This window comes from Marinobacter salicampi, from assembly GCF_011074795.1.
Taxonomy (GTDB): domain Bacteria; phylum Pseudomonadota; class Gammaproteobacteria; order Pseudomonadales; family Oleiphilaceae; genus Marinobacter; species Marinobacter salicampi.
Genome location: NZ_JAAMPF010000012.1, coordinates 62,644 through 84,928 on the forward strand (window position 1 = coordinate 62,644; position 22,285 = coordinate 84,928).

General features: G+C 58.4%; 24 protein-coding genes. 13 read left to right on the top strand and 11 right to left on the bottom strand.

Translation table 11 applies throughout. The features are described 5' to 3' along the window. Positions 1 to 31: 31 nt before the first annotated feature. The 5 genes from G7W63_RS05010 to G7W63_RS05030 form a co-directional block, all read right to left on the bottom strand. A complete protein-coding gene (locus G7W63_RS05010; RefSeq protein WP_166254071.1) occupies positions 32 to 379 on the bottom strand; it encodes an STAS domain-containing protein in 348 nt (115 codons plus the stop codon). Beyond that, the gene (locus G7W63_RS05015) at positions 379 to 1,035 is read right to left on the bottom strand and encodes an MlaC/ttg2D family ABC transporter substrate-binding protein (protein WP_166254074.1); all 657 of its coding nucleotides are present in this window, start codon (positions 1,033 to 1,035) and stop codon (positions 379 to 381) included. Before G7W63_RS05015 ends, G7W63_RS05010 begins: the two co-directional genes overlap by 1 nt. A 65-nt stretch (positions 1,036 to 1,100) precedes the next feature. Then, complete coding sequence (gene mlaD, locus G7W63_RS05020) at positions 1,101 to 1,550, bottom strand: outer membrane lipid asymmetry maintenance protein MlaD (protein ID WP_166254077.1); 450 nt, start codon at positions 1,548 to 1,550, stop codon at positions 1,101 to 1,103. 2 nt (positions 1,551 to 1,552) lie between these two features. Beyond that, positions 1,553 to 2,335: a lipid asymmetry maintenance ABC transporter permease subunit MlaE gene (gene mlaE, locus G7W63_RS05025; protein ID WP_166255054.1), complete on the bottom strand. Its 783-nt coding sequence runs from the start codon at positions 2,333 to 2,335 to the stop codon at positions 1,553 to 1,555. Positions 2,336 to 2,343: 8 nt separating this feature from the next. Then, the gene (locus G7W63_RS05030) at positions 2,344 to 3,177 is read right to left on the bottom strand and encodes an ATP-binding cassette domain-containing protein (protein WP_166255057.1); all 834 of its coding nucleotides are present in this window, start codon (positions 3,175 to 3,177) and stop codon (positions 2,344 to 2,346) included. Positions 3,178 to 3,310: 133 nt separating this feature from the next. On the opposite strand from G7W63_RS05030, the gene G7W63_RS05035 reads away from it, so the two are divergent. The 13 genes from G7W63_RS05035 (at position 3,311) to yjgA (ending at position 13,853) form a co-directional block, all read left to right on the top strand. Continuing rightward, the gene (locus G7W63_RS05035; RefSeq protein WP_166254078.1) at positions 3,311 to 4,270 is read left to right on the top strand and encodes a calcium/sodium antiporter; all 960 of its coding nucleotides are present in this window, start codon (positions 3,311 to 3,313) and stop codon (positions 4,268 to 4,270) included. 53 nt (positions 4,271 to 4,323) lie between these two features. Then, on the top strand, positions 4,324 to 5,292 hold the full coding sequence (locus G7W63_RS05040; RefSeq protein WP_166254079.1) for a KpsF/GutQ family sugar-phosphate isomerase: 969 nt from the start codon (positions 4,324 to 4,326) through the stop codon (positions 5,290 to 5,292). Next, on the top strand, positions 5,292 to 5,852 hold the full coding sequence (locus tag G7W63_RS05045; RefSeq protein ID WP_166254080.1) for a KdsC family phosphatase: 561 nt from the start codon (positions 5,292 to 5,294) through the stop codon (positions 5,850 to 5,852). Before G7W63_RS05040 ends, G7W63_RS05045 begins: the two co-directional genes overlap by 1 nt. Beyond that, a complete protein-coding gene (gene lptC, locus G7W63_RS05050) occupies positions 5,849 to 6,451 on the top strand; it encodes an LPS export ABC transporter periplasmic protein LptC (protein ID WP_166254081.1) in 603 nt (200 codons plus the stop codon). Before G7W63_RS05045 ends, lptC begins: the two co-directional genes overlap by 4 nt. 3 nt (positions 6,452 to 6,454) lie before the next feature. Then, positions 6,455 to 6,976 carry a lipopolysaccharide transport periplasmic protein LptA gene (gene lptA, locus G7W63_RS05055; protein WP_166254082.1) on the top strand — a complete coding sequence of 174 codons (522 nt, stop codon included), beginning with the start codon at positions 6,455 to 6,457 and terminating at the stop codon, positions 6,974 to 6,976. 39 nt (positions 6,977 to 7,015) lie between these two features. Beyond that, complete coding sequence (gene lptB, locus G7W63_RS05060) at positions 7,016 to 7,741, top strand: LPS export ABC transporter ATP-binding protein (RefSeq protein ID WP_166254083.1); 726 nt, start codon at positions 7,016 to 7,018, stop codon at positions 7,739 to 7,741. Positions 7,742 to 7,924: 183 nt separating this feature from the next. Continuing rightward, positions 7,925 to 9,442, top strand: coding sequence for an RNA polymerase factor sigma-54 (locus G7W63_RS05065; protein ID WP_166255060.1), 1,518 nt, complete (start codon positions 7,925 to 7,927; stop codon positions 9,440 to 9,442). Between the two features lie 155 nt (positions 9,443 to 9,597). Then, positions 9,598 to 9,906 (top strand): ribosome hibernation promoting factor, encoded by a 309-nt coding sequence (hpf, locus tag G7W63_RS05070; RefSeq protein ID WP_166254084.1) that lies wholly within the window; start codon positions 9,598 to 9,600, stop codon positions 9,904 to 9,906. A gap of 82 nt (positions 9,907 to 9,988) precedes the next feature. After that, on the top strand, positions 9,989 to 10,456 hold the full coding sequence (gene ptsN, locus G7W63_RS05075; protein ID WP_166254085.1) for a PTS IIA-like nitrogen regulatory protein PtsN: 468 nt from the start codon (positions 9,989 to 9,991) through the stop codon (positions 10,454 to 10,456). Between the two features lie 30 nt (positions 10,457 to 10,486). Further along, complete coding sequence (gene rapZ / locus G7W63_RS05080) at positions 10,487 to 11,368, top strand: RNase adapter RapZ (protein WP_166254087.1); 882 nt, start codon at positions 10,487 to 10,489, stop codon at positions 11,366 to 11,368. Between the two features lie 8 nt (positions 11,369 to 11,376). Continuing rightward, positions 11,377 to 11,646: an HPr family phosphocarrier protein gene (locus G7W63_RS05085; protein ID WP_166254089.1), complete on the top strand. Its 270-nt coding sequence runs from the start codon at positions 11,377 to 11,379 to the stop codon at positions 11,644 to 11,646. Between the two features lie 220 nt (positions 11,647 to 11,866). Beyond that, positions 11,867 to 13,228, top strand: a complete 1,362-nt coding sequence (mgtE, locus tag G7W63_RS05090) for a magnesium transporter (RefSeq protein ID WP_166254091.1) — start codon at positions 11,867 to 11,869, stop codon at positions 13,226 to 13,228. A 97-nt stretch (positions 13,229 to 13,325) separates the two neighbouring features. Beyond that, complete coding sequence (yjgA, locus tag G7W63_RS05095; protein ID WP_166254093.1) at positions 13,326 to 13,853, top strand: ribosome biogenesis factor YjgA; 528 nt, start codon at positions 13,326 to 13,328, stop codon at positions 13,851 to 13,853. Between the two features lie 50 nt (positions 13,854 to 13,903). Here yjgA and G7W63_RS05100 read toward each other — a convergent pair whose 3' ends face one another. From G7W63_RS05100 to mreC, 6 genes are read right to left on the bottom strand one after another with little or no spacing between them, the layout of a single operon-like run. Then, positions 13,904 to 14,743, bottom strand: coding sequence for a carbon-nitrogen hydrolase family protein (locus tag G7W63_RS05100; RefSeq protein ID WP_166254095.1), 840 nt, complete (start codon positions 14,741 to 14,743; stop codon positions 13,904 to 13,906). Positions 14,744 to 14,793: 50 nt separating this feature from the next. Continuing rightward, entirely contained in the window at positions 14,794 to 18,699 is a 3,906-nt protein-coding gene (locus G7W63_RS05105; RefSeq protein ID WP_166254096.1) for a YhdP family protein, read from the bottom strand. Between the two features lie 58 nt (positions 18,700 to 18,757). Beyond that, on the bottom strand, positions 18,758 to 20,239 hold the full coding sequence (gene rng / locus G7W63_RS05110; RefSeq protein WP_166254098.1) for a ribonuclease G: 1,482 nt from the start codon (positions 20,237 to 20,239) through the stop codon (positions 18,758 to 18,760). After that, positions 20,232 to 20,843, bottom strand: a complete 612-nt coding sequence (locus tag G7W63_RS05115) for a Maf family protein (protein ID WP_166254100.1) — start codon at positions 20,841 to 20,843, stop codon at positions 20,232 to 20,234. The genes rng and G7W63_RS05115 overlap by 8 nt, the downstream gene beginning before the upstream one ends. Positions 20,844 to 20,849: 6 nt before the next feature. Then, positions 20,850 to 21,326, bottom strand: a complete 477-nt coding sequence (gene mreD, locus G7W63_RS05120; RefSeq protein WP_166254102.1) for a rod shape-determining protein MreD — start codon at positions 21,324 to 21,326, stop codon at positions 20,850 to 20,852. Further along, positions 21,326 to 22,198, bottom strand: a complete 873-nt coding sequence (mreC, locus tag G7W63_RS05125) for a rod shape-determining protein MreC (protein WP_166255065.1) — start codon at positions 22,196 to 22,198, stop codon at positions 21,326 to 21,328. Before mreC ends, mreD begins: the two co-directional genes overlap by 1 nt. Positions 22,199 to 22,285: the final 87 nt, after the last annotated feature.

Consider the following 22,285-nt stretch of genomic DNA (forward strand, 5'->3'; position numbering starts at 1 on the left):
GACGGGCTAAACAAGGGGCACACAAGAATGTTCAGAAACCGGACAGATGCTTGTCCAGATTGCTCAGAGAGGCCAATGCGTGAAGCCTTTCCCCGACGCTACTATATTGCAGAGTGATTTTTCTGGCTGTTGCCTGGCGTTGCCAGCAAAGCAGCAGCGACAGGACAATACTGCTGGCCGTCGCAAGCTCGGCAAGGTCGATGCAGAGATTCTGTTCCGGCTGGCAAGCACCAATCAGACGCTCCCCCTCAGCGCGGAGCGGGAGCACAGAAGATGCGTCGACCTGACCACTGACCGCCAGCTTGTGGTCACTGAGCTGACGTATTGCCGGAGCCTGTGGTATCTGGTCGGGCTCTAGCACAGCTGTGGCTGAAGCCATTAATTGGCGTCCGAGCCTTCGACATCAATCTCTATATCCTTGACCGTGTCCGCCCAACCTGCAATGACAGCATCAATATCGCCGCGGTTGGCCTCCATGTCCTGGGCGAACCGATCCCGGAAGGCTAGGCCGAGGTTGACGCCTTCCACGATGACATTCTCCATCAACCACTGGTCCTCATCGTTACGATACATTGAGTAAGTCACCGGGTAGCGATTGCCCGAGGCGGACTCGACTTCCATGCTTACCGAGGCGCGGTTCTCGTTGTTGTCGTCAACCCTGGCTTCAGTGACCGCAATCTCGAACTCTTCAGTATTCACCAGCGCCTGGGCATAGCTGTCGAACAGACTGCGTTTGAATACCCGGACAAATTCGTCCCGCTGCTCGGGGGTCGCCTGCCTTGCATATCGGCCCATAACCCGGGCTGCAATACGGCGGAAATCAACAAAGCCGGTAAGCGACTCGTTCATGCTTTCATAGAAGGCTTCCGGGTCGCTTTCGTAGAGACCGCGTTCGTTGTTCAGCTTCTCTACCAGTTTCTCGGTTTCCTTTTCCACATACTGGCGCAGCTCTTCATTGGCGTTTGCCTGGGGAACCAGCACAAGTGCCAGCATCAGAAACCCCAGCATCGAAACCCATCGCCGTGTTGAAGTCATTACCGCTCTCCTTTTTTGAGTCTTGCTGCCTTGTCGGCTAGGCGTTTAAGGCACTGAATCCGGATTCAGCGACCTGAGGCAAAATTGGTGATCAAACGTTCCAGGTTCATGGCGGATTGGGTCTCAAAAAAACTGTCGCCATCCGCAAGGGAGGCCTCATCAGCACCCACCGATATATCAATATACTGATCCCCCAGCAGGCCGGATGTACGTATTACTGCAGAACTGTCGGCGGGAATGCCATCATATTTCGACTCGATTTCGATGGCGACCCGTGCCTGGAAGGTTTTCTGGTTCAGGGAAATATCCCGGATACGGCCAACAGAAACCCCGGCCATGGCCACCTTGCCACGGGGTGACAGGCTGCCCGCGTCATTAAAGTCCGCGTAAACGGTATAGGTATCGCTTGTGGGCTTAAGCGACAGCCCGCTGACCTGAAGGGCCAGCATCAGCAACGCGGCAAATCCGGCCACCATGAACAGGCCGACGGTAATTTCAGACGTCCGTTGTGTCATTACTAAAAACCCCCGAACATGACGGCGGTCAGGACAAAATCGAGCCCCAACACAGCCAGCGAAGAGTATACGACGGTCTTGGTCGTCGCTGAACTGATGCCGGCTGACGTCGGCACACAGTCATACCCCTGAAACACGGCTATCCAGCTACACACTACCCCGAACACGAGGCTTTTGATCACCCCGTTCAGCACATCGTCGCCAAAATCGACAGCAGACTGCATATTTGACCAGAAGGCCCCCTCAAATACACCCAGCCACTGGACGCCGACCAGCATCCCGCCCCAGATGCCCACTACAGAGAAAATAACCGCCAACACCGGCAGGGAAATAAAACCCGCCCAGAACCTGGGCGCGATGACCCTGCGCAGGGGATCGACGCCCATCATTTCCATGCTGGACAGCTGCTCGGTGGCTTTCATCAGGCCGATCTCAGCGGTCAGGGATGAGCCGGCGCGGCCGGCGAACAGCAAGGCCGTGACTACCGGACCCAACTCCCGGACCAGGGTCAGCGCCACCATCTGACCGATCGCCTGCTCAGAGCCGTAATCGCTGAGAATGGTGTAGCCCTGGAGCCCGAGCACCATGCCGATGAAAAGGCCGGACACCACCACGATAGCCAGGGACAGCACACCCACCGAGTAGATCTGCGCCACCAGAAGCGGGAACCCCACCCGCGGCCGGGGAATCCCTGCCAGCGCTCGCCAGAGAAATACGCCCGAGCGTCCGAGCGATCCAACCGTATTGATTCCTCCGCGCCCCAGGGAAGCCAGGCGGTCCGTCATTGGTCTGGTCATGGCCCCAGGTCTTCTTCAGCTGTTAGGGCGGCCGGCAACTCCCAGTCCACCAGGGCGTCCGGCGCCGGATAGTGGAATGGCACCGGGCCGTCTGGATGGCCGTTCAGAAACTGCTGGACCTTGTCGGACGGGTGGTTCCGCAGCTCATCGGGCGTGCCCTGCCCGACAATCTTGCCGTCGGAGATGATACAGGCGTGGTGGCAGATACTAAGGGACTCCGGCACATCATGGGAAACCAGAACGCTGGTCAACCCCATGGTTTCGTTCAGCTCGCGAATCAGTTTGACCAAAACCCCCATGGCGATGGGGTCCTGGCCGGCAAAGGGCTCATCGTACATGATCAGCTCAGGGTCCATGGCTATGCTTCTGGCCAGCGCGACCCTGCGGGTCATGCCCCCTGAAAGCTCAGCCGGCATAAGATCCCTGGCACCCCTCAGACCCACGGCTTCAAGCTTCATGAGCACCACGTCCCGGATCATTTCTTCCGGCAACCGGGTGTGCACCCGCAGCGGAAAGGCAACGTTTTCAAAAACGGTGATACCGGTGAACAGGGCGCCACTCTGAAACAGCATACCCATGCGTTCCCGCAGCCGGTAAAGTGCCTTGCGAGAGAGCTCCGGGACATTGTGTCCGGCGACGGTAACCGTGCCCCTGTCAGGTTTCAGCTGGCCACCGATCAATCTCAGCAGGGTTGTCTTGCCGGTCCCGCTCGGTCCCATGATGGCGGTGATTTTGCCTTTTGGCACGGTCACGCTGACGTCATTGAAGATACGTCGCTGGCCGCGGGTGAAGACGATATTTTTAAGTGTTATATAGTCGGAGGAGGCCATGAACGGATCATTTTCCACGGGTTGGCATTCTCTATTGAGCCGTACAGTATGCTAAGTTTTCCGCCATCTCAACGCCGGTCATACCAAATTATCTTGATCGCAACCTTCAGTTAATCTGATCATCGGGCTCCACATGCTTCTGAGCGTTTACCTGGGCGCCATATTCATTGGCCTGGCCCTCCTTATCTGGAGCGCCGATTATTTTATCAGCGGTGCTGCCGGTTGCGCCCGCAATCTGCACCTGCCCCCCATGGTGGTGGGCCTGCTCCTGGTTGCGCTGGGTACATCTGCCCCTGAAATCATGGTTGCCGCGCTGGCGGCTGTTACCGGCTCACCAGAGCTGGCGGTTGGCAACGCCCTGGGCTCGAACATTGCGAATGTAGGGCTTGTGCTCGGATTGACCGCGCTGATTGCGCCGCTCCCACTTGAACGTTCAGTGCTGTTCCGGGAGCTGCCCGTCCTATTGATCGTAACTGTTGCCGCCTGGCTGCTGATCGCAGACTTCCAATTGTCGACAGCCGATGGCCTTCTGTTTCTTCTGATGCTTGCTGCCGGCTTCGGCTATCTGGTCTGGCGGGCCGGTCCCGGCGTTGTGCCTGAGTCCCTGGAAACGCCTGACCGTGATACCCATATGCCCATGGGTCAGGCCATGTTCAGATTTGTTGCCGGTCTGGTAGTGCTGGTGCTCAGCGCGCGACTTCTTGTCTGGGGTGCAGCGGAGCTGGCCATCAGTCTGGGAGTCAGCGAATTGACGGTCGGGCTCACCGTTGTGGCGATTGGCACCAGCCTGCCGGAACTCGCGGCCTGCCTCTCCGCTGCGCTTAAGGGTCACCACGATATGGCCCTCGGCAACATTATCGGCTCGAACCTGTTCAACCTGCTTGCCGTGCTTGCGGTGCCGGCGCTGATCCAGCCCATTGAACTCACCGCCACCAGCGTCTATCGCGACTACGGAACCATGGCGGGCCTTACCCTGCTCCTGGCAGTGTTCGCCTACACCATGCAACGAAAGGGAAAACTGGCCCGGTTTGAAGGTGGTATACTGTTGGCCATCTACGGAGGTTACACTTCCCTTCTTATAATGTCGGCCTGAGAGCTCCAGTAGCCCGGCCGGCACCTGAACCAGCGCAACCAGAACGGACCTGTATGACACAAGAGTTTATAGATTCAGCCTTACGGGCGATCGTCATCCAGCGGGACTCGATTGATGCCCTGACCACCCGGATAAACGACGACTTTGTCCATGCCTGCCAGATCCTGATGCAGTGCAAGGGTCGCGTTGTGGTTACCGGCATGGGCAAGTCCGGCCACATCGGTAACAAGATCGCGGCCACTCTGGCAAGCACCGGCACCCCCTCTTTCTTTGTGCACCCGGGCGAGGCAAGCCACGGCGACATGGGCATGATTACCGGGCAGGATGTGGTGCTGGCCATCTCCAACTCCGGCAATACCTCGGAAGTCCTTACCATTCTCCCGCTTATCAAGCGCATGGGTGCCCCCCTGATCAGCATGACCGGCAACCCGGACTCGGTATTGGCCAGGGAGGCTGCCGCCAACCTGGATGTCAGCGTGGCGCTTGAGGCCTGCCCGCTTGGCCTGGCCCCTACCTCCAGTACCACGGCCACCCTGGTTATGGGAGACGCGCTGGCTATAGCGCTGCTGGAGGCAAGGGGCTTCAGTGCCGAAGATTTCGCGTTCTCCCACCCCGGCGGCAGCCTTGGGCGACGCCTTCTGTTACGGGTCTCGGACATCATGCACACCGGGGACCAGATCCCCCGGGTCAACGTCAACACCACGCTAAGGGAAGCCCTGCTGGAAATATCCATGAAGGGGTTAGGCATGACCACCGTTATTTCAGACGATGGCAGCCTGGAAGGCATCTTTACCGACGGCGACCTCAGACGAACCCTGGATCGCCCGATCGACATCCATACCACGCCCATCCGTGACGTCATGACCCGTCACGGACGCACCATCTATGACGATCAGCTTGCGGCCGAGGCCCTCAATATCATGGAAGACCTCAAGATCAACGCCCTCCCGGTTACCAATCGGAGTGGCGAGCTGACCGGCGCCATCAACATGCACGACCTGTTGCGTGCGGGAGTGATCTGATGCCCATGGAAATTCCGGCGGCTATCCTGGAAAAGGCCCGCCATGTCCGTCTGCTGGCCCTGGACGTGGACGGTGTGATGAGTGACGGCAAGCTCCTTTTCAGTGCCCAGGGGGACGAACTCAAGGCCTTCAACATCCTCGACGGCCTGGGCATCAAGCAACTGATGGCCGCCGATATTCAGGTCGCCATTATTACCGGCCGCAATTCACCCCTGACCGCCAGGCGGGCCAGTGACCTGGGCATCACCCACCTCATGCAGGGGCGGGACGACAAGCGCGTCGCCCTGCAGGAACTGGCCGGTCAGCTTGGCCTGGAGCCCGACACCATTGCCTATCAGGGCGACGACCTGCAGGATCTGTCGGCGATCCAGTACGCGGGCCTGGGGGTCACCGTTCCCAATGGCCACTGGTTCGTGCGGCAGCATGCGGACTACTGTACCCGGACCGCAGGCGGCCAGGGCGCCGTCAGGGAGCTGACCGACCTGATTCTGCACGCCCAGGGCAAGCTCAAGGCAACCCTGGAATGCTACCTGCTGGGGTCCCAGGGAGAGTCCCCGTGAGCCTGAAGTCGCTGCTCCGCCGGCGCCGGGTCCGTAACCCCGCCCTGGTCATTGCCCTGCTCGTGCTCGCCTCCCTGATCTGGCAGAGCGATGAGACCCGCGAGCCAAAGGACGTCGTGGACCTGCGGGGACCGTCCGAGCCTGACGGATTCGTGGTGCAGGGACGCTACCTGTCGTTCGATGAACAGGGTAACCTGGCCGCGATTATCGAAAGCCCGAGAATCGAGCAGTTTGAATCTCGGGGGGTCGCCACTATGATGAGCCCGAAAGCCTCGGTTTATGACGAGAATTCGGAGTCACCCTGGACCATTACGGCAGAGCGGGGGGAAGTCCTTCAGGGCAAAGACATCCTCCAGCTTGAGCAGGATGTATTGGTCAGACGAACCCTGGAAGATGGCCGTGAGGGCACCCTGGCAACGGAAACACTTACCCTTGATAACCAGGGCCGTACCGCCTACACCTCGGCGCCTGTGGTTATTACGGACCAGCACAGCGTTACCCGCGCCGTAGGTATGAGGGCGTGGCTTGACGATCGCGTTGTAGAACTTCAATCACAGGTAGAAGGCCGTTATGAAACCGTCCAGCCAGGCCAGGAGTAGCAAATGATCTCACGGGTAGCCGTTCTTCTGATGTGTCTAGGGGCTCCCCTGGGGGCTGGCGCTTTCAATCTGGACTCCGATGCTCCGATCACGGTCAATGCAGACACCGCCAGGCTTGATGATGGCCAGGGCGTTGCCACATACACCGGCGATGTCATTGTTACCCAGAACGAGACCAGGCTGACCGCAGATAGGGTCCTTTTGTACCGGGACTCCGAAGGCCTTACCCGCATCGAGGCCTTTGGCAGTCCTGCCCGGTATCAGCAGCCGGCGGTTGGTGAACAGGCCAGCACGGATGCAAAGGCCCTGACCATCACTTTCGCCGCCCGCGAAAACCAGCTTATTCTCGAACGGGAGGCCGTCATCGAGCAGGGCAGCAATCTGTTTCGCGGCAATCGGATACTCTATGATACCGCCGAAAGAGTGGTTACCGCAGAAGGTGGCCCGCGAGATGGCGAGGGCTCCGGCCGTGTTGAAATGATCATCCAGCCACGGCAGGGTAATGAAGCCGATGGTGGACAGTAACTTGTTAAAGTCACATCCGGAAAACAGGATACAGCCCTGATGGCGGTACTCAGAGCGAGCAACCTGGCAAAAGCCTACAAGCAGAAGAAAGTGGTCATCGACGTATCTGTTGAGATACGCAGCGGCGAAATCGTCGGGCTGCTCGGTCCCAACGGTGCGGGCAAGACCACCTGTTTCTATATGATCGTGGGGCTGGTGCCTGCGGACAACGGCCGCATTACCATTGACGAGAAAGACATCACGCCGCTGCCCATGCACGGCCGCGCCCGCCAGGGCATCGGCTACCTGCCGCAGGAAGCGTCGGTGTTCCGCAAATTGACGGTGCGGGACAACATCATGGCGATCCTTGAAACCCGCAAGGGCATGAAGCGCGCTGATCGCGAAAAAAAGCTGGAAGCCCTGCTGGATGAATTCCACATCACCCATATCCGGGATAGCCTGGGCATGGCGCTGTCCGGTGGTGAAAGACGGCGGGTGGAGATTGCCCGGGCCCTGGCCATCGAGCCCGCCTTTATTCTGCTTGACGAGCCCTTCGCCGGGGTGGACCCGATCTCTGTCAGCGACATCAAGCAGATTATCCGCCACCTGCGGGACAAAGGCATCGGCGTTTTGATTACAGATCATAACGTGCGCGAAACATTAGATATCTGTGAAACCGCGTATATTGTCAGTGGCGGCCACATCATTGCGTCTGGCCACGCGGAAGAAATTATGGCCAATCAGCAGGTCAAGGAAGTCTATCTCGGCAACGAGTTCAGGCTTTAAATCCGGCCCCGCCTTTTCACCTTATGAGAAACTTTTACCCAAGCCCAGGAGTGACTCGTTGTCTTGCCCCCCATCAAACAAGTACACTCGGCAAAGAAATTGCTTGTATTGGCAAGTCGCCAAGAAGCAACACCTTTTTCGTTGTAGTGGAAGTAAACGGGTGACGGAACTCAAACCATGGTAATGAAAGCCTCCCTTCAGTTAAAGCTGGGTCAAAGCCTGACCATGACACCCCAGCTGCAACAGGCGATCCGGCTTCTCCAGCTCTCCACGCTTGATCTTCAGCAGGAAATCCAGCAGGCGCTGGAGTCCAATCCCATGCTGGAAACCCCGGAAGAGGATGAGCAGAACGAGGCGGCCCAGGAAAGCGCCGAGGACACGCCGGATCTCGGCAACGAAGCCAAGGACTCAGCGTCCGAAGCTGAGCCAGTCGAGACCAGCTGGGATGAATCCGAGAACGGACCGGACTGGTCTACCGAGAATGACATACCGGATGACCTTCCCGTTGATACCGCCTGGGATGACATTTACCAGTCGGCTCCGGCGCCAGCGGCCCGTAACGACGACGAGAACGATAACGACTTCGAAACCCGTAACTCCCCCACTGAAACGCTTCAGGATCATCTGGAATGGCAGCTCAACCTGACGCCCATGACCGATCGCGACCGGGCCATTGCCCATGCGCTGCTGGACGCCGTGGATGACCGGGGCTACCTGATGTCCACCCTTGAGGACATCCATCTGGGGCTAGTGGAAGAGCAGGATGAAGACCCCCTTGAGCTGGACGAGGTAGCCGCGGTACTCCGGCGCCTGCAGCACTTTGACCCGCCCGGCGTGTTCGCCAGGGATCTGCAGGAGTGCCTGCTTATCCAGCTCGGCCAGATGCCACCGGAGACTCCCTGGCTACCCCAGGCCAAGCTTGTGATTACCCACTATCTGAATCTGCTCGGCAACCGTGACTATGCCCAGCTGCTACGCCGGAGCCGGTTGAAGGAAGACCAGCTTAAATCGGTATTGGGCCTGATCACCGCCCTGAATCCCCGACCGGGGGATTCCGTGGACCGCACCGAACCCGACTACGTGATCCCTGATGTGATCGTTCGGAAAGTCAGCGGCCGCTGGCGGGTCGAGCTCAATCCTGAAATTGCGCCGCGCATCCGGGTTAATGCCAGCTATGCGTCGCTGATCAAGCGTGCAGACAGCAGCGCCGACAACACCTACATGCGCGACCAGTTACAGGAAGCCAAGTGGTTCATCAAAAGTCTTCAGAGCCGTAATGAAACCCTGCTGAAAGTGGCGACCCGTATCGTAGAGCATCAGCAGGGGTTCCTTGATCATGGCGAGGAATCCATGAAGCCGCTGATCCTGTCGGACATTGCCCAGGCAGTGGAGATGCATGAATCGACAATCTCAAGGGTAACAACCCAGAAATACATGCACACCCCCCGCGGCATATTCGAACTGAAGTACTTTTTCTCCAGTCATGTGAGTACCGACGAAGGTGGGGAGTGTTCCTCGACCGCAATCCGTGCCATGATCAAAAAACTGATTGCGGGAGAAACACCCAAAAAGCCCCTGAGCGACAGCAAACTCGCTGCGGTGCTTGGTGAGCAGGGCATCAAAGTCGCGAGGCGCACGGTCGCCAAATACCGCGAGGCCATGCAGATACCGCCTTCAAACGAGCGTAAAAGGCTGGTTTGAAACCCGGAATCAAAGGGTTCACTCTTGGGCAGCCGTCGGCGCGCCAGCACCAATGCCCAGTTTGACGCCCCGTCAGGAGTTTATGCCGCGGGCCACCTGGCCCAGGCAGATCGCCGGGTGCCAGATGCCCGGCATGACGACAACAGGAGAAGCCTATGCAACTCAATATTTCAGGTCACCACGTCGATTTGACTCCCGCACTCAAAGATTATGTGAATGAGAAATTCGAACGTCTCGAGCGACACTTTGACCACATCAGTAATTGTCAGGTGACGCTTGAGGTGGAAAAGGTGCGCCAGATGGCGGAAGCGACGTTGCATGTGATCGGTGGAGAGATTCACGCCAAGGCTGAAAACACGGATATGTACGCAGCAATAGATGCCCTTGTGGACAAGCTGGATCGACAGATCCTCAAGCACAAGGAAAAAAAGGTTGATCGTATGCACGGTGCGGCGGCCCGCTAGGGTCCCAACCTCACCTGTACGGCTGGTTCTCGCTGCGGCACCTTGAATGTGCCGCAGCTTTTTTACGGAAACGCGTCTCTACATGACGGACACATCACTGACTATCGACACTATTCTGAGACCGGAACTGACGCATTGCCGTGTTAGTGGCAGTAGTAAAAAGCGCATTCTGGAATTTATCGCGGGCCAGGTAGGAAAACACTACCCGGAACTCAGCGAAGCCCAGACCTTTAACAACCTGGTTGCCCGGGAACGCCTGGGTAGCACAGGCATTGGCCAGGGCATCGCCATCCCGCACTGCCGGCTTGACGATTGCAAGCAGGTGATCGGTTCACTGGTTACCCTGGACCAGGGTGTCGCATTCGATGCCATTGATAACCAGCCTGTGGATATTCTTTTTGCTCTGATCGTGCCGAAGGAAGCGACCAGTGAGCACCTTGAGCTTCTCAGTCAGCTTGCCGAGAAATTCAATGAACGCAGTTTCTGTGACCAGCTGCGCCAGTGTACTGACGGGGAGAGCCTCTACCGGCGCATGATTGAGCAGACCTGAGCCCAACCAGTTTGCGACCTGAGGTATTGTATGAAACTGATTATTGTCAGCGGCCGGTCCGGCTCAGGCAAGAGTACGGCACTGCATGTGCTGGAGGACCTTGGCTATTACTGCATCGACAATCTGCCCATAGGGCTGCTGTTCCCACTTACCCAGGAAGCAGCCAATCACGGCGACCCCGAGCGGCTCAACAAGATCGCCGTCAGTATCGATGCCCGCAATCTCTCTGACGAGATCGCCAATTTCGAGCAGATGTACGACAAGCTCATCAGTGCCGGTCCCAAGGTAGAGATTTTGTATCTGGATGCAAGCGACCAGTCGCTGCTGCAACGCTTCCATGCCACCCGTCGCAAACACCCTCTCAGCAACGACCGCCGCTCATTGCGTGAAGCCATTGCCCATGAGAAATCCCTGCTTGAACCCCTGGCCAAGCTGGCCGACCTGCATGTGGATACCACAGGGCTTTCAATGTACGAACTCAGGGATATGGTCAAGCAGCGGATTGTGGGCCGCCGAGAGCAGGAAATGGCCCTGCTCTTCCAGTCCTTTGGCTACAAGCATGGGGTTCCGGTCGACTCAGATTATGTCTTCGATGTCCGCTGTCTGCCCAACCCCTACTGGGATACCAGTCTGCGTCAGTTCACCGGGCTCGACGAGCCGGTTATCGCCTTTCTTGAGCAGGAACCGCTCACGAGTCAGATGATCGATGATGTCACCAAGCTGCTTGAAACGTGGCTGCCCGCCTTTGCCAAAAGTAACCGCAGCTATATGACAATCTCTATTGGCTGCACCGGAGGCCAGCACCGGTCCGTCTATCTGAGCGAACAGCTTGGCAGGCACTTTTCCAGGCATTACCGCAACGTCCAGATCCGTCACACCGAGTTGCCCCATATAAAGCCTACCGAGTCCTGATTGCCGTTATGATTCGCCAGCCCGTTACCATTATCAACAAACTCGGCCTGCATGCCCGCGCTGCCGCCAAACTTGTGGGCACCGCCAGTCAGTTCAGAAGCCAGATCCACATCGCCAAGGATGACCGTGAAGTGGATGGCAAGAGCATCATGGCGGTCATGATGCTTGCCGCCAGCCGCGGGACCGAGATCGAACTGATCATTGACGGCCCGGACGAAACCGATGCAAGGGATGCGCTCACGGAATTGATCGGGGACTACTTCGGCGAGGGCGAATAAACTTCCGGTTGTGTGGCATTCACTTACCCAAGCACCTCACCTTTGAGCCGTAACTCCGCTATAATCAGAGCGTTTTGAAATAACGCGGGTCCTAAACGTCCCGCAGTTACCAAAGCGAACGCATCATTGGTAACAATGATCTATCCACGCTGGCATCATACCTGCCCGGATTTTGTTCTCCGCCAAGGCAGTAAGTTGTCAGGTCATTCCTGGGTGAGACATGGCAGAGATTCTGGAAAAAAGCCAGGCCCGTCAGCGCCTTCGTTCTCTTGGCGAAGCACTGGACAGCGGCGCACTGCAACAGGTTTCACGCATCCTCAATGGCGGCCTAAGCCCCAGCGATATTGCTCACCTGCTGGAATCTTCGCCGCCCCGTCAGCGTGCCCTGCTATGGAACCTGGTCGACAAGAACCTTGAAGGTGAGGTTCTCCAGTACCTGAACGATGATATCCGTGGTTATTTCCTGAGCAAACTCAATGCTCAGGAACTGGCCAGCATCATCGAAGACTTTGAATCCGATGACCTTGCCGACTTACTTCAGCAGCTGCCGGATACGGTCATTCAGGAAGTGCTCGACACCATGGACGAGCAGGACCGGCAACGGGTTGAGGAAGTGCTCGCCTACCCGGAGGACACTGCCGGCGGCCTGATGAATACGGATACCATAACGGTACGTCCGGACCTGACCATCGATGTGGTTCTGCGCTACCTCAGGCGCCATCGCAGCCTGCCCCCCATGACTGACAGCCTGATTGTGGTAAGCAGACGGGATGAGTACGTTGGCGTGTTGGCGATTACCAAAATGCTGGTGTCGAACCCGAGCGCGACCGTGCGGGAAGTCATGGATACGGATATCGAGCCCATACCGGTCACCATGGCAGACACCCAGGTTGCCACGCTTTTCGAGCGTTACGATCTTATTTCTTCACCGGTTGTTGGCGAGGGCGGCAAGCTTCTGGGTCGCATCACCATTGACGATGTTGTCGATGTTATCCGTGAGGATGCGGATCATTCCCTGATGAGCCTTGCCGGCCTTGACGAAGACGAAGACACTTTCGCCCCCATCATGAAAACCACCCGGCGACGGGCCGTCTGGCTTGGTATCAACCTCATTACGGCTTTTATCGCAGCTTCTGTTATTGGGCTGTTCGAGGGGACCATTGAGAAAGTCGTGGCGTTGGCGGTACTCATGCCCATCGTTGCCAGCATGGGAGGCATCGCCGGCAGCCAGACCCTGACCCTGGTCATTCGAGGCATGGCGGTGGGCCAGATCTCCGGTGCCAATATTGGCTGGCTGCTCAACCGTGAGTTCTTCTCAGGCGCCCTGAACGGGTTACTGTGGGCCCTGGTGGTCTCGGTGGCGGCCACAGTCTGGTTCGGCGACCCGCTTATCGGCGCGGTCATTGCCGCGGCCCTGATCATAAACCTGGTAGCGGCAGCCATCGTCGGCACCGTGCTACCGCTGTTCCTGAAGTCACGTAATATCGATCCGGCACTGGCCGGCGGTGTCATCCTGACAACGGTGACCGATGTGGTCGGGTTCATGGCATTCCTGGGTCTAGCCACCATTTTCTATGGATGATGGAATATTCCGGCGCTGATAGCTCTGTTCTCCGGCTGGTGGCTCTGCGACCATGCTGAACACTTTTTCTGACGACCGAATAAAAGCGAACCATGTCATGACTGATCATAATGCCCCGGAAGCGTCACAGGACGAGCCTGGTAAAAGTAAATCCCAGGTAAAACGGGAAATGCATGCACTCCAGGCTCTGGGCAAGCATCTTATGGAGCTTCGGCCTGACCAACTGGCCACGCTGACCATGAGCGACACCCTGAGAGCGGCAATCGTTGAATCCAGGCGCATTCGACAGAACGAAGCCAAGCGCCGCCATTTGCAGTACGTGGGTAAGATCATCCGGCAGGAAGAGGACTTTGAGGGTCTGCAAAAAGCCGTTGAGGCCTTTGATGCCGGTAGCGAGGAACACACCCGCCGGCTGCATCTGGCCGAGCGCTGGCGCGACCGCCTGATTGCCGAAGGTGATGGCGCCGTGGGCAGCTTCGTTGAGTACTGCCCTGAAACGGATGTCCAGCACCTGCGCAACCTGGTTCGTAACGCCCGCCGAGATGCTGAAAAAGGAACCGATTCAGGTCAGTTCAGGAAACTGTTCCGTTACCTGCGGGAGTGCATTGAGCGGGACAACGGTTGAGCGAAGACTTATTGATCAGGTGCCGGGCCGGGAATCGGAAAGACGGAACACTAGAGCCGGCGGTGGCTCCAGACCGGCATGCGCTCTCTAACCTCATCCAGCCTTCGCCTGTCAAGCTCGGCCAGCACCAGCCCCGGCCCCTCGCCCATCTCCGTCACGATCTTGCCCCAGGGGTCACAAATTAGTGAGTGACCATAGGTGCGCCGCCGGGGCGCGTTCTGTCCGCCCTGCCCCGGAGCCACCATCCAGACCTGATTCTCTATGGCTCGTGCCCGTAACAGGGCGTGCCAATGGGCTTCACCGGTGGCATAGGTAAAGGCGCTGGGCAAGGAAATCCAGTCAGCGCCTTTGGCCCTCAGGGCCCGGAACAGCTCGGGAAAGCGCAGATCGTAGCAAATCGCCAGACCGAGCACGCCAGCGGGGGTGTCCACTGTGACCACCTCGCTGCCAGGTTCAAAGGTATCCGATTCCCGATACTGGCCATGGTCGTCCTCCACCATGGCGTCAAACAAATGCACTTTATCGTAGCGGGCCACCTCTGCGCCGGTGTCATCGAACACCAAACAACTGGCCCTGACCCTTTCACTAATCACCTGGCCATCAGGGCGGGCGCCGATGGGCATGGATCCGCCAACAATCCACAGCCCAAGGCTGGCAGCCTGATCTGCCAGAAAGCTGCGCACAGTTCCCGTGTTGTCTACTTCCCTGCGACCCTGGGATAGCATTTTAGGGGTACTGAGCACGGCAAAATTTTCCGGCAGAACGGCCACCCCGGCACCTGACTGGGCCGCTCCTGCAAGCAGGCGACTGGCCTCTGCCAGGTTCGCATCGATATCGTGGCCGCTTACCATCTGAATGGCTGCTACCGCACACTTCCCCTGTTCTGTCATAACCACACTCCAGCCTTCCCTCAGTGTGTGCGAGCGCCACACCGTTACAGTCACTTGCCAGTATCAAACACGTTGCGCAAGCTCACTTCCGGATTACCCCAGGTTCCTTTAACACTATAGGTGGCGCTGGTGAGTTTACTCAACGGGTCGCCCAGAATTTTATCGAGCACAAACAGTGCACCGCCAATAGGTGCAGAGGCCCCCATCAAAAGCGCCGCAAGGGGCAGGTTTTGGGTCAGCGGCAGGACCACTACCAACCTCATGTCCAGCGTTTCCTCGATCAGGTTACTGCTGCCGGAAAGCTTGAATGCTCCGGAAGGCCCGGCGATCTGCAGCTCCGGTTGCCAGTGAAAAAACCCGTCACCCAGCGCAGCCTTGCCGGAAACCGCATCGAAAGCCACGCCAGCCTCATAGAGGTCGGAGAAATCCAGCTTCAGCCGGCGCCAGATAGTATCGGAATTGAGCAGGTTGAATACCCGGAAAAGCTGGGCGGTGTTGTTACTTTCCAGGATAACCCCTTCGTCAAGCCGCAGGCTGATGGTGCCGTCCATCGCCGGCGGACTGGCATTGGCAGGCCCCCCTGGCCAGGCCAGTTCCATTTCCACCATGGTTTTCTTGTTCTTCAGAGGCACCTCACCCCGCAGTGCGCTTGACAGGCCCTCCAGACTGCCACCTTCCAGCCGTCCGGTAAGCTGCGTTTGTTCGCCATCAGGCAAGTCACGCCAGGACATTTCGCCATTGAAGCGCAGGTCCGCCAGCGCCCCCCGCAAATTCTTCAGATAAAGCACGTCGCTCTGGGGTTCAAGGTCAAATGACCAGGCGCCAAACCGGCGGGTGCCTCGGGCAAAAGCGTCCACGTTCACCCTCATCCCTGGCCACTTTCCCACACCCCAGGCCTGAAAGTTACCCGCGACCTCGGCAGCAGGCTCATCTGGCGCCGGGACGTCGCCCTCGTCCGGGTTTTCGCTCTCTTCAAGGGTGAGATGGCTGAGGTTGATGACAACCTGCTCGGTATCATCCGCGGGCAGCATCACAGTACCTGCGGCGTGCTCGGAGTCGACATCGAACACCCAGCGGCCACCCTCAGGAGTGGCAACGACAGAGGCTCCGGGAAAGGACTCTCCGGCAACCAGGAGCTGATCTGCGCTGATCCTGATACGGCTGACCCACTCAGGCACACCCGGTCCGGATTTTCCGGGCTCTGGCAGCTTGTCACCCTGCAATGCCTGCTGTCGGTCCTGCCACTGGCTGACATCCAGGGTTCCGAAATCAGCTTCGATTTCGAGCCCCTGATCGTCCGGCAGGTCGGCGGTGCCCGAGCCAACGGATAGTCGCCCACGTTGAAAAGCTCCTGCCCGCCAGCTCAACCGGCCGGCGAGGCGCTCCTCCCAATGGCCGAACAGCTTGAGGTCGTCACCACGCCAGTTGGCCCAGAGTTTCATCGGTGCGACGCTATCAGCAGGCTTGTCGAGGGGGGTCGGCCAGTCCACTGAGACACCCTGCATACTGGACTCGACCGTTACCACCGCGCCCTCACCGGGCTCAAGCACCAGTTGCGCTATATAGTTAAAAGCGCCTGTGATGCCGGCGGACTCGGGGAGCTGAAAGTCCGCCTCGCGGCTCAGGTCTGCCACAGAAGTCCGACCCCGCTGGCTGACGGTCAGTCGGTCCTGCTCCTCGGCGAACCGGATATCAACCGGATGGCCGAGGAAGAGGCCACTCAAAGGTTCTGAAGAAAACCCCTGACCCGTCTGATAGCTGATCTCACCGGTGATGGCCGACCAGACCAGGCCCGTCTCCGGAATACTCACCTCACCGTTTTCAGTGGCCACCTCGGCATCTACCTGAACCTCCGCCTCGCTCCCAAGCGGAAGCTCCAGCCCCAGCACAAGGTCATAGTCTCCCGCCAGGGTAATCAGTTCGTCTGCGCCGCCCAGTTGCTCGGCAAGGGGTGTCTGGATCAGCCAGTCCCTGGCCACCGAACCCGACACCTGAGCGCCGGTGTCAACACGAATCCTTGGCCCTTCGGTGACGTTGATGCGGGTGGCTTGCAGTTCAATACCTGCAGTTCTGGCCGACGCAAGCTCGACATACGCCTGGGTCCCGTTTACCGTGGCATGGCCAGCGACATCGGTGACCGCGGGCCAGGCAGGATCATAGCGTACCGAAGCCTCGCTAAAGTCATACCGCATGGATGTGGTGAAAGCGTTTTCGGACCCATTACCGCCAATGACCCCGTGGCCGTAGAATACGCCTTCACTGATATGAGCGTGTTCAATGGCCGTCGTCAGCCAACGATAAAGTGCCTCACCCAGGATACGGGGGGGCACGAAGTCCTCCAGCATAGAGGCATTGCCCCGTAACAGCTTGACCTGCAAGCCCAGCACATCTTCTGCGCCCGGTTCCAGTAACAGGTCAAAGGCACCCTCCAGCTCGGCATCGTCCCGGTACTCTATGTGAATGTCATCCGAGAATACCCGCGTCCTGCCGCCCTCAAGCAGCCAGGCAACGCGTCCCGTCAGGCGCGGCAGCGTCCAGGGGCTGGTAAACAGTTGCGGGAGGCCGAGTTCAGCGTCCGTGCTGTCGAGCTCCACCCAGCCACTGTCCCGATTTACAAACAGCTGCCCGGCAATGCCGCTAGCCCCTGGAGCGCCGCCATAGGCAGCCACATCCACATCAGAAAGCTGGGCCGTCAACTGGAAGTCCGTAGTCGGGGCCTGCTCTGCGAGAGCCTCTTCGGAGCCCACGACCGACAACAGAACCTCGTTGAGCAGTCCCGAAGGCTGATAATTTGCCAGCGCGTTGCTGGCCTGGGCTGGCAGCAGTTGTAGTGACGTTGCCAGATGCGCCAAAGGCCTCATGGGCCATCGGTCTCCGCTCAACCCGAAGCCATTGGGTTTGCGGGTCACTCGGATATTGAATGGCGTGGCTTCGGTGCCTGCCCATCGCCAGGTCAGATCATTGATATGAAGATCCCCCAGTGTATCGCTGCCGTTCTCGCTGGCCCGCCAGCCTACCTGGGCACTGATATCTTCAAGGGGGGCGAGGGTTTCGTTGCCAACGCTGAGTTGCAGGTGCGGTATGTCCAGGAAGCTGTTGCCTCGAACCAGCTCGCCATTCTCGAAGGTCAGCCAGCCCTGGCCTTTAACGTCGAACCCCTGCAGCGCCATGCCGCCCCAGCCATAACCCCTGAGCATGCCGTCAAAAAGCCGTCCCGAGTCCAGATCGACATAGAGCTGGCCATCAAAGTCGCCGCGAAAAAAATGCTTACCCTGGAGAATGAAGCTGGCGATCTGGTTGGTGGAGCCTGAATGCATTGCCCGGCCTGTCGCGGTGAAGACGCCCTGCTCGTAGATCAGGTCAACCTGGGGGATGTCGACGTGCTGCACGGGTTCATTGGGCACCTTCAGACCCAGGTTGATGCGGGTAATGCGGACAAAGGGGTCGGACAGAATCCTGCCAAGACGGTCAAGCCATTCATTCGGCCCGCTCGGGTCCAGCACCCGGATGCCCCCCACCTGGACCGGCCCTGCCTCTCGGCGGGTCAGGGTGAAGTCGAGGCCGTCGGCTTCAAACTCGTCAAAGACAATGCGGAACCTGAGAAGGGACGACAACGTATCAAGGCGAATCCGCAAATGCTGCAGCTCCGCCAGCACGCGTTCGGGCTCATCTTCGTGGTATAACGTCAGGCCTTCGGCCCTGATGATGGGGTCAAGCCATTGCCAGCTTGCGTCGAGCTGATCAATGGTAATCTTTCGGCCCGCTTCCTGGGACAGCTTCTGTTCGAGCTGGTCGCGGTAACTGTCGATGTGCTGGGTCAGCTGACGGCCAAGCCCTGCGTAAAGTGCCAGTAACACGAGTACAACCAGTACCAGCCACCAGACCAGGTTAGCGAGGCGCAGCAGAGGGCGTAGGAAAGAATTGCCCGACCCGGACTCAGCAGGTGGCGTTGACATGCAAAACAGTAACTCCAGTAAGGATGAACGTTAGATGTCGGGTGCCTGACCAGGGCGGTCAGAGCAGTACTACATCATACTGTTCCTGACTGTAAAACGCCTCAACCTGAAACCGAATGGATTTTTCGATAAAGGTTTCCAGATCCGCCACATTATCGGACTCTTCGTCGAGGAGCCGGTCAACCACACTCTGTGACGCCATGACAAGATAGTTTTCGGCATCATACACCCGGTTCACCCGGAGAATTTCGCGAAAGATCTCATAACAGACCGTTTCGCTGGTTTTCAGGAAGCCGCGACCATCGCAGATCGGACAGGGCTCGCAGAGAATCTGGCCGAGACTCTCGGTGGTACGTTTGCGGGTCATTTCCACCAGACCAAGCTCGGAGACGCCGGTTATCTTGGTCTTGGCATGGTCCCGCTCAAGCATTTTCTCAAGCATCCTGTGAACCTGGCGTTTATGCTCCGGGTCCTCCATATCGATGAAGTCGATAATGATAATGCCACCAAGATTGCGCAGCCGGAGTTGGCGACTGATGGCCCGTGCAGCCTCCAGGTTGGTCTTGAAGATCGTTTCTTCCAGATTCCGGTGGCCCACGAAAGCGCCGGTATTGATGTCGATCGTGGTCATGGCCTCGGTCTGGTCAATAATCACATAGCCCCCCGACTTGAGCTGGACCTTGCGACTCAGTGCCTTCTGGATCTCATCCTCGACACTGTAAAGGTCGAACAGGGGGCGTTCGCCCGGGTAATACTCAACCTTGTCTGAGAACTCCACCACGAATTCGCCCACGAATTCCATCACCCTTTGATAGCTCTCACGGGAATCAATGCGGACTTTTTCGGTCTGGGGACGGATCAGGTCCCGTATGGTACGGACAAACAGCGGCAGGTCCTGATAGATCACCGACGGCAAGGCAGCGCTGCTGATACGCTCCTGAATGGATTGATTGAGGCGGTGCAGATAGGCCATGTCAGCGGTCAGATCCTCTGCCGACGCCGCCTCTGCTGCGGTCCGGATAATGTAACCGCAGCTTTTGTCCCCCAGGGCAGCGGCGCCCTGCTCTACGATGGACTTCAGGCGCGTGCGCTCCTCTTCGTCCTCGATACGCTGGGAAATACCGATGTGCGGAATTTCTGGCATGAACACCAGATACCGGGACGGAATGGAAAGCTGGGTGGTCAGTCGCGCGCCCTTGGTCCCAATCGGGTCCTTGGTCGCCTGGACCACCAGAGACTGACCCTCCCGCAGCAGAGTCCGGATGTCCGGAACGGTTTTGGGCGCGTCGGTCACGGCAGAGTCGGGGCCGCCGGCACTCACCACGTCAGACGCATGGATGAAAGCCGCCCGCTCGAGACCCACGTCCACAAAGGCGGCCTCCATACCCGGCAGCACCCGTACGACCTTTCCCTTGTAGATATTTCCGACGATACCCTTACGGCTGGCACGCTCTATGTAGGCTTCCTGGAGCATGCCGTTCTCAACCAGCGCGACCCGGGTTTCCACCGGTGTTACGTTGATCAGGATCTCTTCACTCATCGCGGCTCTCCTCCGTGTGACCCCAGTACATATAGACCGGCTGGCCCGCATCAGCGAGCAGGCCAGCGGTTTCTCCAAGCGGCAGGCCAACCACCGCGCTGTAGCTGCCCCATAAGCCGCTCACAAATGCCCCGCCCCTACCCTGAATGCCATAGGCACCGGCTTTGTCCATAGGCTCGCCGGTACGGCAATAGGCGGTGATTTCCTGTTCGCTCAAGTGACGGAACCTGACTTCCGTCGTCACAAGCCGGGCGAAACAGCCGTGCTCTCCAGCCAACGCGACGCCGGTCATGACCACATGGGTGCGGCCCGACAGGCGCGCCAACATTGCCTGAGCCCCGGACTCGTCCCCAGGTTTTCCGAGTATCATGCCGTCGCATACCACCGAGGTATCCGAACCCAGCACCAGGGCACTGGCAGAGCCTGTTCGCGCCAGCCCTGCTGCAGCCTTTTCCCGGGCCAACCGTTCAACATAATGGTCAGCACGCTCGCCGGGAAGCGGAGTTTCGTCAATGTCTACCGGGCAGATACTGAACTGCACCCCCAACTGGGCAAGCAGCTCGGCACGCCGGGGGGAGGCCGAAGCCAGAACAATGGGTCGCACAAGTGTCTATCCCAGTTTTCGATTCAGGTTATCAAGGACAACGCAGACCAGAGGCCATATCAATGCGCTGGTAAGTGCCGGCCAGAGATAGCCGAAGCCGACGTTGTCGGCCCCCAACAACTGCTTGATGAAATGCACCAGCATCTGGTTGATACCCAGAAGCAGGAAAACCATCAGGCACTGCTGCGGCAGAGGAAACATGCGCAGGCGCTGGTGTATGGTCAGCACCAGAAAAGCAATCAGAGCCATGGCCAGCGCGTTGACCCCAAGTGGCGTAGCTTCCAGCACATCCAGCAGCAAACCCAGGCACCAGGCGAGCAGAATGCCAAACTGGGCGGGTGCGCGAAAGGTCCAGTAGAAGACCATCAGCCCGAGCCACTCCGGTCGAAATTCGAACCACCCCACCGGAAACAGTGAAATACTCAAAACCAGAGCTACGATGACACTGAAGCCGAACACGGGATAACTGATGACAGACAGCATCAGGGCAGCTCCCCAGCTTCAGGCTGGTCGTCGACCGGGTCCTCAACGTCCTCGGGATCAGCCTGTTGCCGGAAAACCACCAGAACCATGTGACTCTGGTTCAGACTGGCTTTTGGCTTGGCCTCGATGCTCATGAAAGGTGCGCCAGGCTCTTTGCCGATTGATACCACTTCGGCCACCGGATAACCCCTGGGGAAGCGACCGCCGAGACCGGAACTGATCAGCATGTCCCCTTCACGAATGTCAGCGGTATCAGGTACATGGACAAGCTCCAGGCGATCGCTTTCGCCGGTGCCCAGGAGCACGGCGCGAAGGCCGTTGCGGTTCACCTCGACAGGCACCGCGTGGCTGCTGTCTGAAATAAGCAGTACCCGGGAGGTAAAACTGCTGGTCTGGCGAATCTGGCCCATCAGACCATCGGCATCAAGAATCGCCTGGCCCACAGAAACCCCATTGCGACTGCCCTTGTCGATGATCACCTCATGGGAAAAAGGATCGGGTGACACACCCACGATTTCAGCCAGGACCACCCGGTCATCCACGGCCCTGGCTGCATTCAGGTGTCGACGTAATTCATTGTTTTCCTGGGCCAGGGCGGCATATTTCATGGCCCGCCGCTCAAGGATGAGAAGCCTTGCTTCCAGGGCATCATTGATTTCGCTCAGATCATCCCGTGACGTAAACAGCCCTGCCACCCACCCGGTCAGCTCACCGGGCGCATTGCCAAGCCAGACAACCGGGGCGAGACCGGTACCCAGGACACTGCGTACGGTTTCCATTTTCTCAAACCGGGTATCAAGCACTATAAGCGCCGTTGAAAGGACGAGCGCCAGGAAAAGCCGGAGGGCAGGTATCGGGCCCTGGACGAAAATGGTCTTAATAAGCGATCTCCCGTCCACCAATGCAAAAACCGCCGCAGCGGTTCTGGAGACTTGGGGCTTCCAGCGTCGCTTGCGGCG